We start from the raw sequence: 17,819 nt of genomic DNA on the forward strand, positions 1-17,819 counted from the left end.
TCAGCGCCTCCCCTGCCGCAGGCGTGGATCAAGCAACGCATAGGCGAGATCCACGCATAGATTGATCACCACGAACAGGGCCGAGACCAGCATCAGGTAGGCGACCATAACGGGCCTGTCGAGCGAGGTGATGGAATCGACGATCAGCTTGCCAAGCCCGGGCCAGCTGAAGATCGTTTCGGTGACGAGCGCAAAGGCAAGCGTCGAGCCGAGCTCCAGTCCGAACACGGTGACCAGAGGGATCGCGATCAGCTTGAGCACATGTCGGCGCAGGATGGTTCCCTCGGAAATGCCGGCGGCGCGCGCGAACTTGACCGTGTCGGTCAGCATCACCTCGCGCGTGCCGGAGGCAGCCAGTCGGCACATCATCGACAGCTTGAACAGCGACAGGTTGAGGGCCGGTAGGATGAGATGCGACCAGCCGTCCAAGGTAAGAAAGGAAAACGGAATACCGAACAGATCCGCCGTCTGCCCGCGCCCGCCGGCTGGAAGAATGCCGAACTGCACGGCGAAAACCATGATCAGCATCAAACCGATCCAGAAGGTCGGCACCGAAAAGCCCAGGATCGACACCGCCATGATGGCCTTGGAGAGCAGACTGTCGGGCTTGTAGCCGGCATAGACTCCGAGCGGAATGCCGATCACGGAAGCAAACAGCACCGCGATCAGTGTCAACTCCAGCGTCGCCGGCAGGCGCTGCCCGATCAGCGTGACGACCGGCATGTTGAAGACGAAGGATCGCCCGAGGTCGCCCGTCAGCAAGCGCTGCAGGAACTGGAAATACTGCTCCCACAGGGGCAGGTCGAGCCCGTACTGCGCGATGACCTGCTGGCGCATTTCCTGCGTCACGTCGGGCGAGATCAGAACGTCAACCGGATTTCCGATGACGTAGACGCCCATGAAGACGAGCATGGACATGATCAACAGCACGAAGAACGCCTGTCCCAACCTGCGAAAAATAAAGGATGCCATGTCTTCCTCTGGGTGGATGCATAAGGGAGCTGGACGCCCCCGAGGTTTCAGTGCCAGCCGTGCTCGATCTCGTGGCGCGTCTCCTCGACGCCCACCTGCCAGATCGCCAGCATCTCCGCGTCGGGCCGTTGGAAGACGCCGTGGTAGTTGCCTTCGGCAATACGCTCGCGCTTGCGGCCGGCATCGACGCGCGCGGCGGCGGCAAAGTCGATCCGTTCCTTCTGGAAATTCGGGATCGGCGCACCCTCCAGACGGGTCCAGGGGAAATTCTCCATCCAGCTCGCATGCGAGGCAGCGGGGTCGATCTCCAGCACCTTGGCCATGGTCTTCGGCGCACGCCACCAATCATGCAGCTTTACCGAGCAGTCACGGTTGCGGTTCAGCCATTCGCTGATCACCGGATTGACCGGCGTGTTGCCGCCATGCCCGTTGACGATGAGGATGCGTCGGAAGCCGGACCGATAAAGGCTGTCGAGCATGTCCTCGAACACGCCGATATAGGTGCGCAGCGACAGGGTCACCGTGCCAGGGAAATCGGCAAAACCTGAAGCCATGCCATAAGGCAGGCAGGGGAAGACCGGCACCCCGAGCGGCGCGGCCGCTTCTACGGAGACACGCTCGGCCAGGATCATGTCGGTGGCGAGACTGAGGTAAGCGTGCTGCTCGATGGAGCCAACCGGCAGAACGCAACGATCATCCTCCTTCACCCGCGCCTCCACCTGGCTCCAATGCATGTCCTGAATGCGCATAGTCCGTCCTTCTCGCTGCTCGGCCACACCCTCAAGACGTCGCCCGTCCTGGTCATCAATTGGGAAGCCTCTTCCTGAATTAGTTCTTTATGGATCAAAAATTACGGTTGACGCAAGGGTTTTACGCCAAATAAGGTTCCATTTGAGATTAATATCTGTTTTGGACGGGATGGCGGCATGGACGAGGCGATGCGTCAGGCACTGTTTGAGGGACGGGCCGGCCGGGAGGAACCCCTGGTCACGCCCGACACAAAGATCGACGCCCTCATGCATGCGAAGCTTTGGGACAATCCCTGCTGGTTCTCGTACCGGCTGAACTTTCTGGCTCTTCATTTCAACAACCCGGTCTACGGCTACATTCAGCAGCAGTTGGGCCTGCTGCGGCCCGACTTCGTGGTGCTGTGGTCGCTCCATCTGGGCGGAAGCTCGACGATGACCGATGTCGTGCGCTCTTCCGGCTTCCCGAAGAACACGCTGAGCCGCGCCGCAAACAAGTTGACACGATTGGGCATGATCGATCGCCAGACCGACCCTGACGATCAGCGCCGCATCACGCTCGCTCTGACCGAAAAGGGCCGGGAAGCAGTGGACGCCACCAAGGGCATGATGATCGAGCACGAGCGGCGCATGCTGGATTGCCTCAGCCCCGCCGAGCGGCTGAACTTGTCCGAAATTCTGACCAAGCTCGTCACTGCATCGGGACAATGGCCGCAAATGATCGATGGCGACCAACCGGACGGGGACCTGTGATCAGCGAGAAGATCGGTTCGAGGTCGAACGGCCACGTCCGCACCAACCAAATTACAATGAGAGAGGAACTCAATGCCAAAAAGATCCATACTCCGCGCGGCCCTCGTGGCCACCATCCTGTCCTCACCCGCCGCAGCACTTGCCGCCGACCTGGTGATCGCGACGAAGAACGGCCCAGCCTCCATGGATCCGCACTTCACTGCGACGTCGGCCAATGCCGAGGCGACCAAGCATATCTTCGACACGCTCCTGCGCTCCGGCAACAAACTTGAGATCCAGCCGTCGCTGGCCACCAGCTGGCAGGCGCTGGACGACACGACCTGGGAGTTCAAGCTGCGGCAGGGCGTGAAGTTCCATGACGGCTCCGACTTCACCGCCAAGGACGTAAAATTCTCCATCGAGCGCATCCCCAACGTCACCGGGCCGAACCCCTCGACGATTTACGTGCGGCGCGTGGCCAGCGTCGAAATCGTCGACGACTACACGGTGCGCGTGACGACCAACGGCCCCGCGCCCACGCTGCCTAACGATTTCATTCGCCTGTTCGTCGTTTCCCAAAAGGCCGCGGCCGACTACTCGACCAAGGACAGTTCCGCCGAAGGCTTCAACACCGGCAAGGCGACAATTGGCACCGGGCCCTACAAGTTCGTCAGCTGGGCGCCGACGCAGGACCTGGTGCTGGAGAAATTCGACGGCTACTGGGACGGCCCACAGCCCTGGGACAAGGTGGTGCGCAAGGAAATCCCGAACGACGCTGCCCGCGTCGCCCAGCTGAAAGCCGGCCAGGTCGATCTTATTTCCAAGGTGCCGGCGACCGATCTCGCCAGCATCGAGTCCGATTCCGCGCTGCAGGTGATCAAGACGGAATCGATCTACATTCCCTACCTGGAGTTCGACTTCCGCGCGGACTCCCCGCAGGTATGGGACAATGGTGGCAAGAAGCTCGACAAGAACCCCTTCCTCTATGCGAAGGTGCGTGAGGCCTTCGACTTGGCGCTTGACCGTGAAACCATCGTTGAATTTGCGCTCGAGGGCATGGGCGTCGTCTCCACACAGCTCGTCAGCCCCAACATCTTCGGCTACAACAAGACGATCGCTGCGCCGGCCTTCGACGTCGAGAAGGCGCGCAAATTGATGGCCGAGGCCGGATACCCGGATGGCTTCAAGGTTGCCCTCAGCTATGCAAACGACCGGATGCCGACTGAGCTTGGCCCGACTGTGGCTCAGATGCTGGCGGCGATCAATGTGACTGTCGATGTACAGGGCGTGCCGGCCGCTGTGTTCAATCCTGCCAAGACGCGTGGCGAATATTCGCTCTACATGGCCTCCTGGGGCACGCTCACGGGTGAAGCCAACTACATGCTGTCATCCCTGATGCACAGCAACGACGCGGCCAAGTCGCTTGGCGCTTTCAACGTGCGCGGCTACTCCAACCCGCAAATGGACAAGCTGATCGAGGGCGCTGCTGTCGAGATGGATGAGGGTAAGCGCCGCACCATGCTTGAGGATGCGAACCTGCTGGTGGCAAGCGACCGGCCCGACCTGCCGCTCGCCACAAACCTCTCGGCCTGGGGCGCCAAGGCTGACACGGTGACCTACGATCCGCGCTCGGACGAGGACACGCTGGCCATGGATGTCCATCCCAAGCAGTGATTAGCCAACTTGCTCTTGGGGCACCGGTCAAAGGCCGGTGCCCTTTCTCGTAGAAATCGGAGAGTCCCATGACGAAATTCGCCCTCGCCATCCATGGAGGCTGCGGCGTGATGGCCAAGCTTGACCTCAGCGAGGCCGAGTGGATTGCGGCCCGCCGCGACCTCGGGCGCGCGCTGAAGGCCGGCTTCGCTGTCCTGGAACGCGGCGGAAACGCCATCGACGCGGTGCAGGCGGCCGTCGTCGTCATGGAAGACAGCCCGCATTTTAACGCCGGACATGGTGCGGCACTCAACGAGAACGCCATCCATGAACTGGATGCGTCGATCATGGACGGAAAGACGCTGGCCGCCGGTGCGATCTGCGCTTCACGCCGTATCCGCAATCCGGTGCTTGCAGCACGCGCCGTCCTCGAAAACGGCGACATGGTCATGCTCGCCGGCCCCGCAGCGGATCGTTTTGCCGAGGTCAAGGGATTGGCAGTGGAGGAGCAGGCCTATTTCACCACCGAGCGGCGCAAACAGGCGCTGGCAGCGATGAAGGCGCATGTTGCCGCCGGCACCCAGATTGCCGCCAGTGAGTCGGAAAAGCACGGGACGGTGGGCGCGGTAGCACTTGATCAGCATGGCCACCTGGCCGCCGCAACCTCGACCGGCGGGTACAACAACAAGCCCGAAGGGCGGATCGGCGACAGCCCCGTCATTGGCGCGGGCACTTATGCGCGTGACGGCGTCTGCGCCGTCTCCGGCACCGGCAAGGGCGAGTTCTTCATCCGCCATGTCGTTGGCCATGAGGTCGCCGCGCGCGTCGCCTATCTCGGCGAGGATGTCCGGACGGCCAGCGAGAAAGTCATCATCGAGGACATGAAGCCCCATCAAATCGGCGCCGGCCTGGTCGCCGTCGGCGCCGACGGCACTGTCGCCGCTCCCTACAATACGGACGGCATGTTCCGTGGCTGGGTCACCGAAAAAGGCGATTTCTATGTCGCCTCGCATGCAGAGGTCATAGCGTTGTCCGGCGATTGACTGTCCCGCACTCCACTCGATGACCGGAAACTGGCGGTCCGGATGCTTCCCATGCTCGCCTTGAAGGGAAGTGAACTGACAACCCAATTCCTTGAAACCCGTGAGAAAAAGTAATACCTTCGATAAATCATTCCTTACACCGGTCCGACCATGACAACGACAGTTACAGCCAAGGGGCAAATCACAATTCCCAAACCGGTGCGCGATCTCTTGGGTATCGTGCCTGGAAGCAAGATAGACTTCCGACGCACTCCCGATGGAAGCGTTGTCCTCGTCCATGCTGCGAAAAAGCAGCCGCCCAGCCGCTTCGCGAAACTACGAGGGCATGCGGGCAAGGGCCTCGACACTGACGCGATCATGGCGCTTACGCGTGGCGAGCCTTGATACTCGTAGACACGAATGTCCTTCTCGACGTCGTTACCGATGATCAAACTTGGGCCGATTGGTCGATAGCGCAGCTGGAAGCCGCAAGCCTCGGGGGAGCACTCTGGATCAACGATATCGTCTACGCCGAACTCGCCGTCCGTTACGATCGGATCGAAGACCTTGACGGTTTCCTTGATCAAGCGGGGTTGGAGCTGGCGGCGGTACCGCGGGAGGCCCTCTTTCTTGCAAGCAAGGTTTTCACACGATATCGCAAAGCAGGCGGAACGCGGACAGGGGTACTCCCTGATTTCTTCATCGGTGCGCACGCGGCGGTCAGCGGATATCCGCTACTCACGCGCGACGTCGGCCGTTATCGCACCTATTTCCCAACGTTGACGCTGATTGCGCCGAACTTGCCTACCTGATGAAGCTGCGTATGGGAGGCTCAGTTCCCGTCGATACATTATGCAACTTCAGAGGTCTAAACAAGAACCCGGTATTTCCGTCGAATGGGCACGGTGAATGCCGCCGTACAGTGGTGGCCGGCGCCCAGCGGCTCACGCCGACGTCTCCCAAGGGCTGATTACGGAAGCACCTGTGTCTTCGAAATCCTTGACGTTGCGTGTAACGAGGATGAGGTCGTGGACGATCGCGGTCGCGGCGATCAACCCGTCAATATCGCCGCGGGGGCGGATTGCGGCGATGCGACCCCATTCCACCGCGATTTGGTGGAGATTTTTCGAAAGACGTTGGTGACGGCAAGCGGTGTAGCGCACGAGATCGCGATGGAGGAGCCGGCTCAATGAGCGTTCGGGAAAACCCTGCTTCGACATGCTGGCTCATCCTTCGCCTTGAAAGGAATCGAACTCGCGATCCCACCACACTCGATGGGATCGCGGATTTCAAAGGACGCGTCAGGCCAGCGCCGGCAGCAATTGATCAATGCTCTTCTTGGCGTCGCCGTAGAACATGCGGGTGTTGTCCTTGAAGAAGAGCGGGTTTTCGATGCCGGAGTAGCCGGTACCCTGGCCACGCTTGGAGACGAACACCTGCTTGGCCTTCCAGACTTCCAACACCGGCATGCCTGATATCGGCGAGTTCGGATCCTCCTGGGCGGCCGGATTGACGATGTCGTTAGAGCCGATGACGATGACGACGTCCGTTTCGTGGAAGTCTTCGTTGATCTCGTCCATCTCCAGTACGATATCGTAGGGAACTTTCGCCTCGGCAAGCAACACGTTCATGTGACCCGGCAGACGCCCGGCAACCGGATGAATGGCGAAGCGCACGTTCTTGCCAGCCGCCCGCAGCTTGCGGGTAAGCTCGGAGACCGACTGCTGTGCCTGTGCCACCGCCATGCCGTAGCCCGGCACGATGATCACCGAGTCCGCATCGTTGAGGGCTGCAGCCACGCCATCGGCATCGATGGCGATCTGCTCGCCGGTGATTTCCATTGCCGGACCCGTGGTTGCCCCGAAGCCACCGAGGATGACCGACAGGAACGAGCGGTTCATCGCCTTGCACATGATGTAGGAGAGGATCGCACCCGACGAGCCGACGAGCGCACCGGTGACGATCAACAGGTCGTTGCCGAGCGTAAAACCGATGGCGGCCGCCGCCCAGCCGGAGTAGCTGTTCAGCATCGACACCACCACCGGCATGTCGGCGCCGCCGATGCCCATGATCAGGTGGTAACCGATGAAGAAGGCGGCGAGCGTCATGACGAGCAACGTCCAGGTGCCGGCGCCGTTGACGTAGAGCACCAGGAGCACGAGCGAAAGAAGCGCCGCACCGGCATTGAGCATATGACCACCCGGCAGCTTCTTTGCCTTGCCGTCGACCTTGCCGGCAAGCTTGCCGAAGGCGATGACGGAGCCGGTGAAGGTGACGGCGCCGATGAAGACACCGAGAAACACCTCGACCTTCATGATCGACAGTTCCACCGGTTCCTTGTGCGCAAGGATCGCGGCAAAGCCGGTCAGTGCCGAGCGGGCCGCCGCATCGAGACCGGCAACGTCAGCCGCTTCGATATGGGCGTTGAAGCCGATGAACACGGCGGCAAGACCGACGAAGGAGTGCAACGCTGCGACCAGTTGCGGCATCTCGGTCATCTGGACGCGGGAGGCGACGAAGTGGCCGAGCACGGCGCCGCCCGCAATCATCAGGACGATGATGAACCAGTTGCCGACGTCAGGCCCGAAGACCGTGGCGACAATGGCGAGTGCCATGCCGGTCATGCCGTACCAGACCGCGCGCTTGGCGCTTTCCTGGCCCGAAAGCCCGCCGAGCGAGAGGATGAAGAGAACGGCTGCCGCGATGTAGGCGGCCGATACGATACCGATCATCATAGTGATACCTCTGCCCGATCAGGATTTCTGGAACATGGCGAGCATGCGCCGCGTGACGAGGAAGCCGCCGACGATGTTGATGGTGGCGATCAGCACCGAGAGCGCGGCAAGCAGCACCACCAGCCAGTTGCCCGACCCGATCTGCAAGAGCGCGCCGAGAATGACGATGCCCGAGACCGCATTGGTGACGGCCATCAGCGGGGTGTGCAGCGAATGCGAGACGTTCCAGATAACCTGGAAGCCGACGAAGCAGGCGAGCACGAAGACGACGAAGTGGCCCATGAAGGCCGGCGGCGCAAAGGCGCCGACGAGAAGCAGCAGCGCCGTGCCGACGGCGAGAAGCGCGAGCTGGTTCTTCGTTTGAGCCTTGAAGGTTGCGGCCTCTGAGGCGCGCTTTTCCTCCGGCGTCGGCTCCTTCACCTTCTCCTTTGGTTTCTGCGCCGCAATCGCCGCGACTTTCGGTGGTGGCGGCGGATAGGTGATGTCGCCCGCGAAGGTGACGGTCGCACCGCGAATGACGTCGTCCTCCATGTTGTGCACGAGCTTGCCATCCTTGCCAGGCGTCAGGTCGGTCAGCATATGGCGGATGTTGGTGGCATAGAGCGTCGATGCCTGCGCGGCCATGCGGCTCGGGAAATCGGTATAGCCGATAACGATGATGCCGTTGTCAGAGACAATGCGCTGATCGGCAACGGTGAGATCGCAATTGCCACCGCGCTCGGCCGCCAAGTCGACCACCACCGATCCGGGCTTCATTGCCGCTACCATGTCGGCAAGCCAGAGCTTTGGCGCATCGCGGCCCGGGATCAGCGCCGTGGTGATGACGATGTCGATCTGAGGCGCAAGCTCGCGGAACTTTGCGAGCTGCTTTTCGCGAAACTCCGGCGAGGAGGGGGCGGCATAGCCCCCGGTGGCAGCACCATCCTGCTGAGCGCCCCCCTCACCATCGGCGAAATCGAGATAGACGAATTCGGCGCCCATGCTTTCGATCTGCTCGGCGACCTCAGGGCGAACGTCGAAGGCATAGGTCTGCGCGCCAAGCGAGGTGGCAACGCCGATCGCCGCAAGACCGGCGACGCCCGCACCGATCACCAGCACCTTCGCCGGCGGCACCTTGCCGGCCGCCGTCACCTGGCCGGTGAAGAACCGGCCGAAATTGTTGCCGGCCTCGATCACCGCGCGGTAGCCGGCGATATTGGCCATCGACGACAGCGCATCCATCTTCTGGGCGCGGCTGATGCGCGGCACCATGTCCATGGCGATGACGTTGGCGCCCTTCGCATTGGCAAGGTCCAGCAACTCCGCATTCTGGCCGGGATAGAAGAACGAGATCAGCGTCTTTTCCGCAGACAAATGCGCGATCTCGGCATGCTGCGGTGGCCGCACCTTCACGATCACGTCTGAAGAAGCCCAGAGCGCCTCCGCCGACGGGGCCACCTCGACCCCTGCGGCTCGATAGGCGTCATCGGGAAAACCGGCCGCAACGCCGGCGCCCGTTTCAATGATGCTGCCATAGCCAAGTTTGGCAAGCTGAACCGCGCTGTCCGGTGTCAGTGCCACGCGCGCCTCACTCGCGGTTCTCTCCCGCGGCGCACCAATTTTAATCGCCATGCTCGTCTGTCCTCTCCCGCCGACGCAACGCCTATGTCCCTCAACAAATGCAACCGCAGAACATGCAGACCTGGAGAGTACTGTCCAGTACGGCTTGCCGCGAATCCGTCCATTTCTGTCGTTTTTTAGTTTCCCCTAAACGATTTTATTCGGCGGGCGTGCCCCGGAAGTCAGCGGCAGGCTCAGAGAACGACGCGGCACGGCGACGATTTTCGTCCCGTGCCGCTCGTGCTGCACCCTGGGAGGAGGGTCAGTTGCGGCTTTCGTAGCTGCTTAAGTTTGCGGGCGTGACAAGCTCGAACGGGATCCAGACATTCTGTTCCACCGGCTCCTTCGCAATCATCTTGAGAGCCGTTTCCACGGCCCCCTTGCCCTGCCCGGCCGCGTCCTGGAACACGGAAACGGCAAGGTCTCCAGACTTCATGGCCTTCATCGCGTCCTGGGTGGCATCGATGCCGCCGACGACGATCTTGCCTTCCCCGGCACCAAGTTCCTTGTTCACGCCCTTCAGAGCCTGAACGGCGCCGAGTGCCATCTCGTCGTTATTGGCAATGATCGCGTTGACGTCCATGCCGGCGCTCAGCCAATTCGTGACGAGGTCGGTGCCCGAGATGCGCGTCCATTTGCCGGCTTGCTTCTCGGCAACCGTGATGCCCGAGCACTCAGGCTTCTTCAGCACATCCTCTGCCGCCTGGGTGCGCACCCGGGCTGCTTCATAGGCAAGGTCACCCATGATGATGTTGACCTTGCCCTTGCCGCCGAGAAGCCGGCAAACCTCGGTCATCTGCAAGGTGCCCGCTTCATATTCATTGCTGCCGACGAAGCTCACCCCGCTCTCGGGAAGCTTCTCCACGGGCTGGCGGTTCACGTAAATGAGGGGGATGCCGGCAGCCGTCGCGGCGGCAGTGATTGGCTGCGTGGCCGAGGCATCCACCGGGTTGACGATGATGGCATCGACCCCTTGAGCGACGAAGTTGTTGACCTGATCGAGTTGCTTGCCGATATCGGTCTGCGCGTCCTCAAACTGCAGCTCGATGTCAGATTTGCCCTCGACCGCCTTCTGCATCGAAAGACGCAGGATCGTCAGGAAATTGTCGTCGAAGTTCGACATCGCGACGCCGATGTTTGTGGCATTCGCCGTCGTCATCAAAGTGGTCGACAGCAACAGTCCGGCCAGTAGAGACTTCATTTGTTCCTCCTCAAGTCGCCGGGTGCCCGGCTCGCCTTAGTCGAGAGCTCCTCTGCCCTCATACGATCCATTATTGAGAGCGCTCCCATACTGTCAATCCAAGATTCCGGCCCAGCGATGTGTTCGGTGCAAGTTTGATTGAATTCAATCATCGTTTTCGTGTGCCGGCATCATTCATTCGGTATCGTTGACATTACGGGAGCGCTCTCATAGATCGAGCATCACGGATTTTGAACGGGAGGAACGCATGACAGGATCCGCAATCGCGGTGATCGGCGCCGGCATGATCGGCGCGGCTCACGCTTTCGGCTACAAAGTCGCCATCGAACGCTTCTCAAATACGATTAAGGGGGTGCGCCTGAAATCGGTTTGCGACGCAAACAGCGAACTTGCCACTACGATGGCGGCGACCTGGGGATTTGAAACGATCGCCTCCGAATGGAAGGCCGTGCTTGCCGATCCGGACATCGGCATCGTCAGCATCTGCCTTCCGAACTTTCTGCACGCCGAAGTGACCCTCGCAGCGCTTGCCGCAGGAAAGCACGTCATTTGCGAGAAACCCCTGGCGCTCGACGCGGTAACCGCAGCCAGGATCTACGAAGCTTCAAAAGCCGCCCACACCGTTTCGGCGACGGTGTTCAACTACCGCCGCATTCCGGCCGTCGCGGCCATAAAGCGCTTGATTGAGAGCGGAGAGATCGGCGATCTGGTCAATGCCCTCGTCCAGTACGAAAGCGAATATGCCGCCGATCCTGATCTGCCGCACAGCTGGCGCTACGAGCGCGACCGCGCCGGTCCCGGCGCCCTTCTCGATATCGGCACGCATGCTGTCGACGTCGCGCGCTTCCTGTGCGGCGAAGTCGAGGAAATTGCCGGCGCCATCGCCACGATTTCGATCAAGCAGCGCTTTCTTCCGGCTGGCGCCAGCATCGGGCACAATCACGTGGAGCTCAGCAACGAGAGCCGTCGCGTCGACAACGACGACGTGATGTCGGCACTGCTTCGCTTTCAGAACGGCTGCCAGGGGACCTTCCTCGCAAGCCGCGTCGCCGTCGGCATGGGCAACAGCCTGTCGATCGCGATCACCGGCACCAAGGGTACCGTCCGCTACTCTTCACGCACCCCCGCCCACTACGAGATTGCGCGTTTCGACGGCTCCGGCCAGTCCCCCTTCGCGATCGTGGCGAACAATCCGACGTTGCCCTTCGCCGGGCTGCTGCCTGTACCGCATGACGGCGTCGCCATCGGATATGCCGAGGTCTTCGGGTTCATGATCCACGAGTTCCTGGAGGCAATCGCCAAAGGCCGCCCGATGACGAACGGCTCCATTCTCGATGGTTTGCGTGCTGCGGAAATCCTCGATGCGATCCAGCAGGCCGCCGGCACCAACCATCCCGCCACGGTCAGGCACAGAGCCGCCTGATGACGCGTGGCCAACGGAGTGAACGATGAAAATTGGTCTGAATACAGACGGCTTTGGTGCCCTTCCCCTCGCCCAGTGCCTGGACCAGGTCGCCGGTCTCGGCCTAACTCACGTCGAATTCGGACTCGGCGGCTGGTCGAGCGCACCGCATGTCGACATTGCCGACTTGCTCGCCCGTGGCGCATCCCGCGACCGCTTCAAGGGCATGTTGGCTGAGCGCGGCCTCGAAATCTCGGCGCTGAACTGCTCGGGCAACCAGCTCCATCCGGGCAAGATCGGTCCGGCCGACACAAAACTTGCCTATGACACGCTTGAACTGGCGATCCTTCTCGGGGTCGAGCGTATCGTCATGATGTCCGGCCTGCCGGCCGGCGGCCCCGACGACCGGCATCCAAATTGGATCACGTCGTCCTGGCCGTTGGAAGCGATGGAAATGTTGGATTGGCAGTGGAACGAGCGTGTTCTGCCTTTCTGGAAACCTTTCGCCAAGGCTGCGGAAGCGAAGGGCAAACGCGTCTGCGTCGAGCATCATGGCCGGCAGTGCGTCTACAACACGGAAAGCTTCTTCCGTCTCCGCGATGCCGTCGGGCCGACGGTCGGCGTCAATTTCGACCCGAGCCATCTCATCTGGATGGGCGGCGATCCGCTGTCGGCGATCGCAGCGCTCGGCGACAGCATCTACCACGTGCACGGCAAGGATTCCCGCATCGAGCAACGGGCTCGTATCGACGGCCTGCTTGATCCCAAGCACGTGACACCGGTCGAGGGACGCTCCTGGAATTTCGTCTCGCTCGGCCATGGAACCGCTGTCCACGGCTGGCTCGACATCGTCAAGGCGCTGCAACGGGTCGGCTACGACGACGTCATCAGCATCGAGAACGAGGACTATTCCTTGCCAGCACTGGAGGCGGTTGCCACCTCCGCCACAACCCTTCGCTTCTGCATCGAGCAGTCTGAAAAGAACGGGCCCTAACAGCGGCAAGATCGGCCAGCCGGACCGATTTCCGGCTGGCGTCCCTGAGACACCAAAATCGCCGCTTGCGCGTTTCAACTGGACGCTTTTTATAGGAAGGCATGAAGGACTTTCCCGCCCGAACCGGAATTACACTGGAAGACGTCGCCAAGGCCGCCGGCGTCTCTCGTTCGCAGGCCTCGCGTGCGCTGAGGAACGACCCGGGCGTCAAGGACGATACCAAGGCCCATATCCTTGCGACCGCCGCAGACCTCAATTACACGCCGAACCTTGCTGCCCAGACGCTCGCCAGTCGTCAAAGCCGGTCGATCGGTCTCGTCGTCGGTGACGTACTCAACCCCTACGAGGCAATGCTTGCGCGCGAATGCGACAGGACGCTGAGGGATGCGGGCTATTTCGCCATGCTTGCCGTCAGCGGCACGACCAGCACCATTCGCGCCTTCATCGACCAACGCATCGCTGGCCTTGTCCTGATCGGCGCGCCGGCAGAGCGAGACGAGATCGTAGCGGTCTCAAAGCTGCTGCCGACCGTCTATATCGGCCGCGATCTGAAATCCGAAAAGGTCGAGAGCATCAGCTCCGATGACGCGCTGGGTGCAAGGCTCGCCACGGAATTCCTGCTGAAGCTTGGCCATCGCGACATTGCCCACATCACCGGCGGCCCGGGCGCGGGTGCGCAGCGCCGTGCAGACACCTACCGCAAGGTCATGCAGGAGCACGGCGTGAAGCCGAACATCGTCGAAGGTCGATACAACGTCGATGCCGGCAGCACGGCCACGGACACCCTAATGGCACGCAAGGACCGCCCGACGGCGATCTTCGCCGCCAACGATCTCATCGCACTTGGCGCCATCAGCCGCCTCGCCTGGCACGGTTTCCGCGTACCGGACGAAGTGGCCGTCGTCGGCTTCGACGACATTCCGATGGCCGCGTCTGAACCGATTTCGCTGACAACCGTCCGCCAGAAAGTGCCCGAAATGGTTGCCGCGGCTGTCGAGACACTGACCACGCGGCTCAACGATCAGGCGGCACCGATCCGCAACATCGTCATCGCACCGGAACTGATCACCCGGCGTTCCTCGGGCGCGGAAGTCTGACACTTGTAAGAAGGCGCGTCTGGTTCGGCGCGCCTCCCAATTCCGATCGCACGTGCCTCAAATCGCAACGCGCTTGCCGGTCCTCACGGACTCCACACAGGCATTGGCGAGCTTCAGCGCCATCACGCCATCCTCACCGGTCGTCGCCGGCTCTCGGCCCTGATTCAGGGCAGAAATGAACTCCGCAATCTCGCCTGCGTAGGAAGCGGTGTAGCGGGTCATGAAGAAGTTCTGCAGCGGCGCGCTGCGATACCCCTCCGCACCGCCGATAACGACCGTGTTCTCGTGGTGGTTCTCGGCCCGCGCGACACCCAGCGAGCCGTGCACCTCAACTCTTTGGTCATAGCCATAGGTGGCGCGGCGCGAATTTGTGATGACGGCCTGCTTGCCGGACGCGGTCTCGAGGATAACCGTCGCGCTGTCGCAGTCACCGATCTCTTTCAGCTCCGGCTTCACGAGCACCGAGGCGTGGGCGGAAACGACAACCGGCTCCTCCCCCAGCATGAAGCGGGCCATGTCGAGGTCATGGATCGTCATGTCGCGGAAAATTCCGCCTGAGCGCGCGGCATAGGAAATGTCGGGCGCTCCTGGATCTCGCGAGGTGATCGTCACCATCTCGACGGCGCCGATGCGGCCTTCGTCGATGGCTGCGCGCACGCCGGCAAAGTTCGGGTCGTAGCGCCGGTTGAAGCCGAGCATCAGTTTCACGCCGGCCTTCTTCGCGATCGACACGACTTCTTCGGCGCGGCCTATGTCCAGATCGACCGGCTTCTCGCAGAACACATGTTTTCCGGCCTTCGCGAACTTTTCGATGAGGTCGGCATGGGTATCGGTCGGCGTGCAGATCAGAACCGCGTCCACTGCGGTGTCGGCGGCGATTGCATCCGCGTCCGACGCCCTGCTGCCTGTCTCAAGTGCAAGGGCTTCTGCCGCAGCCGGCAGCGCATCCGCAACTGCAACGAGTTTCGCGTCCGGGCTGGCGGCAATGGCCTTGGCATGCACTTTCGCAATACGTCCGGCGCCGACAAGGGCTAGCTGTATGGTCATCTCAGTATCCTTTCACATCAACCCAGGCGCCGCTCTTTGCCGAAGCAAATACGGCATCTGCGACGGCGGCGTTGGCGCGCGCATCCTTCATGTCAAAATAGGCAACATCCTCGCCGCGGATCGCCCGGGAAAAGTTGGTGACCTCTTCCTCGTATTGGTCGAGCGGCGGGAACTGGAGCGTGTGGATGTCGGAATTGGCGTGGTCGGCGGACGTATCGATCGCGATCGTGTTGGGGCTGACGCGCGAGGGAACATAGGCCTGAGGCAGCGATATGAAGGCGCGCTCGCAGACGATCTGGATCGACTGCGAGGAGGCCTGGGCGAGCGAGACCATGAAGGTCGCATGGCGGCCGCTGCCGAAGTCGAGGATCACCGAAGTAAACATGTCGATGCCGCCGGCATTGTTCTCAGTCGCTGCGAAAACGCGCTTCGGCTCCGCTCCGAAGACGTAACGCGCGGTCATCGCGGTATAGCAACCGAGATCGTAGTACGCGCCGCCGCCGAACTCCGGTTTCTGGCGGAAATCGGCCTCGTTCGTCATCATGAAGGAAAGCAGCGAAGAGAAAGAAAGTGGCTTGCCGTAGTCCTCGGAAGCCAGGATCTCGCGAAGCCTGATCCAGCGCGGCTGCTGTCTGACCATAAAGGCCTCGGATATCTTCAGCGCCGGATCTATGCCTTCGAGCAGATCGAGATCCTTGGCCCGCATCGCTGCCGGCTTTTCGCAAAGCACGTGCTTGCCGGCGTCCGCCGCCTTGCGGGTCCACTCGACGTGCAGATGGTTCGGCAGGGCAATGTAGACCGCCTCTACATCCGCATCGGCAAGCACCTCTTCATAGCTGCCATAGGCACGTGCGATACCGTGCTTAGCCGCCATGGCATGCGCGCGCTCCTTGCTGCGCGCGCCGATCGCCACAGGTTCACACCAGGCGCTCTTGACGAGGCCCGGAATGATGGCGCCGTCGGCAATTCGCGCGGCGCCGAGGATGCCCCATCGAACAGGGGCAGTAAAATTGTTCATGGTTGTTTCCTTCCCTGAGGAACCTTGCATCCAACCGTGTTGGAAGCGGCCTTCGACCCGGGAAACATGACGCGACACCGGTCGACGGACAAACGCGCGGCTGATTGAAAACCATCAACCGATCAGCCCTTCAGAAAGGAAGCGGATTGGGCAGGTTCTCCGGTCCATAGAGCACGATCGGCACTTCGGTTTCATGCGGAAAGGCCGCCTGCTCACCGCCGAAGAAATCGAAATGGCGAAGCAGGATGTTGACGGCGAGCCGGACCTGCAGTTCGGGGCTCTGATCAATGGTCAGCGACATCAAGCCTTCCCTCAGGAAGGCGGCCGTGTTGCGTGTCAGCTCGTGACCGACGAACACCGGTCGGCGATGAAGGACATCGGCGCGGATCGCGCGGGCGACCCCGATGTTTCCGGCGCCGACATTGTAGATCGCGACAGCACTCGGATGTGCTCGAAAAGCTTCGAGCAATTGCAGTTCCGAGCGAACCCTGTCATCACCGCCCTGCACGATCTTCGCCACATGCCAGCTTGGCGCCCGTTCCTCCAGGAACTGGGTGAGACCGCGCACGCGGTCGGCATGGGATTGAAAGCCGAGATGGTTGCATAGAACGATGATCGCGCCCGGGGCTCCGGTCATCCGGCTGATGAAATAGCCTGCCGAGCGCCCGGCCCTGCAGTGGTCTGTCCCCGCATAGCCGATGCGCGCCGAGCCTGGGACATCGGAAATGACCGTGACCACGGGAATGCCCCGCGCGCTCAGATCTTCGACGGCCGCATGCACGACCGGATGATCCTGCATATAGGAAACGACGGCATCACAGCTTGTCTTTGCAAGTGCTTTCGCCAACGTTTCCGGCCGCTCGTCTTCCAGCACGGTCCTGTGAATGACGATCGACCGATCAAGCGTCGTTGAGATCCGGCGGAACTCGAAACCCATCCGGGCAATCAGCGGCAATTCAGGCCGGGCGAGGATCACGTCAATGCGGATCAGCCGCCGATGTGCCTGCGGCAGCAGCCGCCGCAAACCGAGTTCCTTGGCCGCCTGCAACACACGCTTGCTGACGTCTTCACTGACGTTGCCGCGATCATTGATGACCCGGTCGACGCTCGCGGTCCCGACCCCCGCCCGTCTCGCAACGTCTGAGATCGTGACCCGCTTCCCCTGCCCTTTCGACACCATGTTCGCCTCCACCCCGCCGAACGCCGCGCATCTTCCCTTCGCGGCGCCCTTGGCGAACATTGCCGCTTTGATTGAATTCAATCAACTGGTTCTGAGGCTGTGCGACTGGACCACGCCGGGCCTACTTCAATCACAGATGCTGTCGCCAAATCTTGTTGGGTGGCAAAAGGAAGTCGCTCGTTCCGAACGATACATTATGCGATCCTAAACGCACAAAGGGTACATTCTAATTCGAAGTGCGACATGCCAATGATTTCAATGGTTTCCTCTCGGAGATTTTGGCATGTCCCGACGCTATTCGCAGATGAATCTGGCCGATCGACGCCGCCTCTTCCACGTTGTCCAACGCAAACTGCCGATCAAAGAAATGGCGCGCGAACTTGGTCGTCATCGATCGACGATCTATCGTGAGATCCGGCGC

17 protein-coding genes and 1 pseudogene are annotated in these 17,819 nt (G+C 61.4%); 9 read left to right on the forward strand and 9 right to left on the reverse strand.

Annotated features, from left to right (window positions below):
* A complete protein-coding gene (locus C1A35_RS08505) occupies window positions 1-972 on the reverse strand; it encodes an ABC transporter permease (protein ID WP_104663894.1) in 972 nt (323 codons plus the stop codon).
* Between the two features lie 47 nt (window positions 973-1,019).
* Window positions 1,020-1,721 (reverse strand): creatininase family protein, encoded by a 702-nt coding sequence (locus C1A35_RS08510; RefSeq protein WP_104663895.1) that lies wholly within the window; start codon window positions 1,719-1,721, stop codon window positions 1,020-1,022.
* 177 nt (window positions 1,722-1,898) lie between these two features.
* On the opposite strand from C1A35_RS08510, the gene C1A35_RS08515 reads away from it, so the two are divergent.
* The 5 genes from C1A35_RS08515 to C1A35_RS08535 all read left to right on the forward strand — a co-directional run bounded on the left by C1A35_RS08515 (window position 1,899) and on the right by C1A35_RS08535 (window position 5,937).
* On the forward strand, window positions 1,899-2,471 hold the full coding sequence (locus tag C1A35_RS08515) for a MarR family winged helix-turn-helix transcriptional regulator (protein ID WP_104663896.1): 573 nt from the start codon (window positions 1,899-1,901) through the stop codon (window positions 2,469-2,471).
* A gap of 72 nt (window positions 2,472-2,543) precedes the next feature.
* On the forward strand, window positions 2,544-4,124 hold the full coding sequence (locus C1A35_RS08520; RefSeq protein ID WP_104663897.1) for an ABC transporter substrate-binding protein: 1,581 nt from the start codon (window positions 2,544-2,546) through the stop codon (window positions 4,122-4,124).
* A 68-nt stretch (window positions 4,125-4,192) separates the two neighbouring features.
* Complete coding sequence (locus C1A35_RS08525; protein WP_104663898.1) at window positions 4,193-5,146, forward strand: isoaspartyl peptidase/L-asparaginase family protein; 954 nt, start codon at window positions 4,193-4,195, stop codon at window positions 5,144-5,146.
* Between the two features lie 150 nt (window positions 5,147-5,296).
* The gene (locus C1A35_RS08530; RefSeq protein WP_104663899.1) at window positions 5,297-5,530 is read left to right on the forward strand and encodes an AbrB/MazE/SpoVT family DNA-binding domain-containing protein; all 234 of its coding nucleotides are present in this window, start codon (window positions 5,297-5,299) and stop codon (window positions 5,528-5,530) included.
* The gene (locus tag C1A35_RS08535; protein WP_104663900.1) at window positions 5,527-5,937 is read left to right on the forward strand and encodes a type II toxin-antitoxin system VapC family toxin; all 411 of its coding nucleotides are present in this window, start codon (window positions 5,527-5,529) and stop codon (window positions 5,935-5,937) included. Before C1A35_RS08530 ends, C1A35_RS08535 begins: the two co-directional genes overlap by 4 nt.
* Before the next feature lie 132 nt (window positions 5,938-6,069).
* Here C1A35_RS08535 and C1A35_RS08540 read toward each other — a convergent pair.
* From C1A35_RS08540 to C1A35_RS08555, 4 genes and pseudogenes are all read right to left on the reverse strand, one after another.
* Window positions 6,070-6,240, reverse strand: a pseudogene (locus tag C1A35_RS08540) (type II toxin-antitoxin system VapC family toxin); the annotation flags it as partial.
* Window positions 6,241-6,426: 186 nt separating this feature from the next.
* Window positions 6,427-7,860: an NAD(P)(+) transhydrogenase (Re/Si-specific) subunit beta gene (locus tag C1A35_RS08545; RefSeq protein ID WP_104663901.1), complete on the reverse strand. Its 1,434-nt coding sequence runs from the start codon at window positions 7,858-7,860 to the stop codon at window positions 6,427-6,429.
* Window positions 7,861-7,878: 18 nt separating this feature from the next.
* Complete coding sequence (locus C1A35_RS08550) at window positions 7,879-9,465, reverse strand: Re/Si-specific NAD(P)(+) transhydrogenase subunit alpha (RefSeq protein ID WP_104663944.1); 1,587 nt, start codon at window positions 9,463-9,465, stop codon at window positions 7,879-7,881.
* A gap of 256 nt (window positions 9,466-9,721) precedes the next feature.
* Window positions 9,722-10,660 (reverse strand): sugar ABC transporter substrate-binding protein, encoded by a 939-nt coding sequence (locus tag C1A35_RS08555; protein WP_104663902.1) that lies wholly within the window; start codon window positions 10,658-10,660, stop codon window positions 9,722-9,724.
* A 247-nt stretch (window positions 10,661-10,907) separates the two neighbouring features.
* Here C1A35_RS08555 and C1A35_RS08560 point away from each other — a divergent pair, with 247 nt between their 5' ends.
* The 3 genes from C1A35_RS08560 (at window position 10,908) to C1A35_RS08570 (ending at window position 14,153) form a co-directional block, all read left to right on the forward strand.
* The gene (locus C1A35_RS08560) at window positions 10,908-12,083 is read left to right on the forward strand and encodes a Gfo/Idh/MocA family protein (RefSeq protein ID WP_104663903.1); all 1,176 of its coding nucleotides are present in this window, start codon (window positions 10,908-10,910) and stop codon (window positions 12,081-12,083) included.
* 25 nt (window positions 12,084-12,108) lie between these two features.
* On the forward strand, window positions 12,109-13,056 hold the full coding sequence (locus tag C1A35_RS08565; RefSeq protein ID WP_104663904.1) for a sugar phosphate isomerase/epimerase family protein: 948 nt from the start codon (window positions 12,109-12,111) through the stop codon (window positions 13,054-13,056).
* Window positions 13,057-13,157: 101 nt separating this feature from the next.
* A complete protein-coding gene (locus tag C1A35_RS08570) occupies window positions 13,158-14,153 on the forward strand; it encodes a LacI family DNA-binding transcriptional regulator (RefSeq protein WP_104663905.1) in 996 nt (331 codons plus the stop codon).
* A 57-nt stretch (window positions 14,154-14,210) separates the two neighbouring features.
* Here the strand turns inward: C1A35_RS08570 and iolG are convergent, their stop codons facing one another.
* From iolG to C1A35_RS08585, 3 genes are all read right to left on the reverse strand, one after another.
* The gene (gene iolG, locus C1A35_RS08575; protein WP_104663906.1) at window positions 14,211-15,200 is read right to left on the reverse strand and encodes an inositol 2-dehydrogenase; all 990 of its coding nucleotides are present in this window, start codon (window positions 15,198-15,200) and stop codon (window positions 14,211-14,213) included.
* A 1-nt stretch (window position 15,201) separates the two neighbouring features.
* Window positions 15,202-16,218, reverse strand: coding sequence for a Gfo/Idh/MocA family protein (locus tag C1A35_RS08580; protein WP_158665021.1), 1,017 nt, complete (start codon window positions 16,216-16,218; stop codon window positions 15,202-15,204).
* A 130-nt stretch (window positions 16,219-16,348) separates the two neighbouring features.
* Entirely contained in the window at window positions 16,349-17,398 is a 1,050-nt protein-coding gene (locus tag C1A35_RS08585) for a LacI family DNA-binding transcriptional regulator (protein WP_158665022.1), read from the reverse strand.
* A gap of 283 nt (window positions 17,399-17,681) precedes the next feature.
* On the opposite strand from C1A35_RS08585, the gene C1A35_RS08590 reads away from it, so the two are divergent.
* The coding region (locus C1A35_RS08590; RefSeq protein WP_158665023.1) for a helix-turn-helix domain-containing protein at window positions 17,682-17,819 on the forward strand (138 nt) is incomplete at its 3' end.

Source organism: Ensifer adhaerens (genome assembly GCF_002940685.1).
GTDB lineage: Bacteria > Pseudomonadota > Alphaproteobacteria > Rhizobiales > Rhizobiaceae > Ensifer > Ensifer adhaerens_E.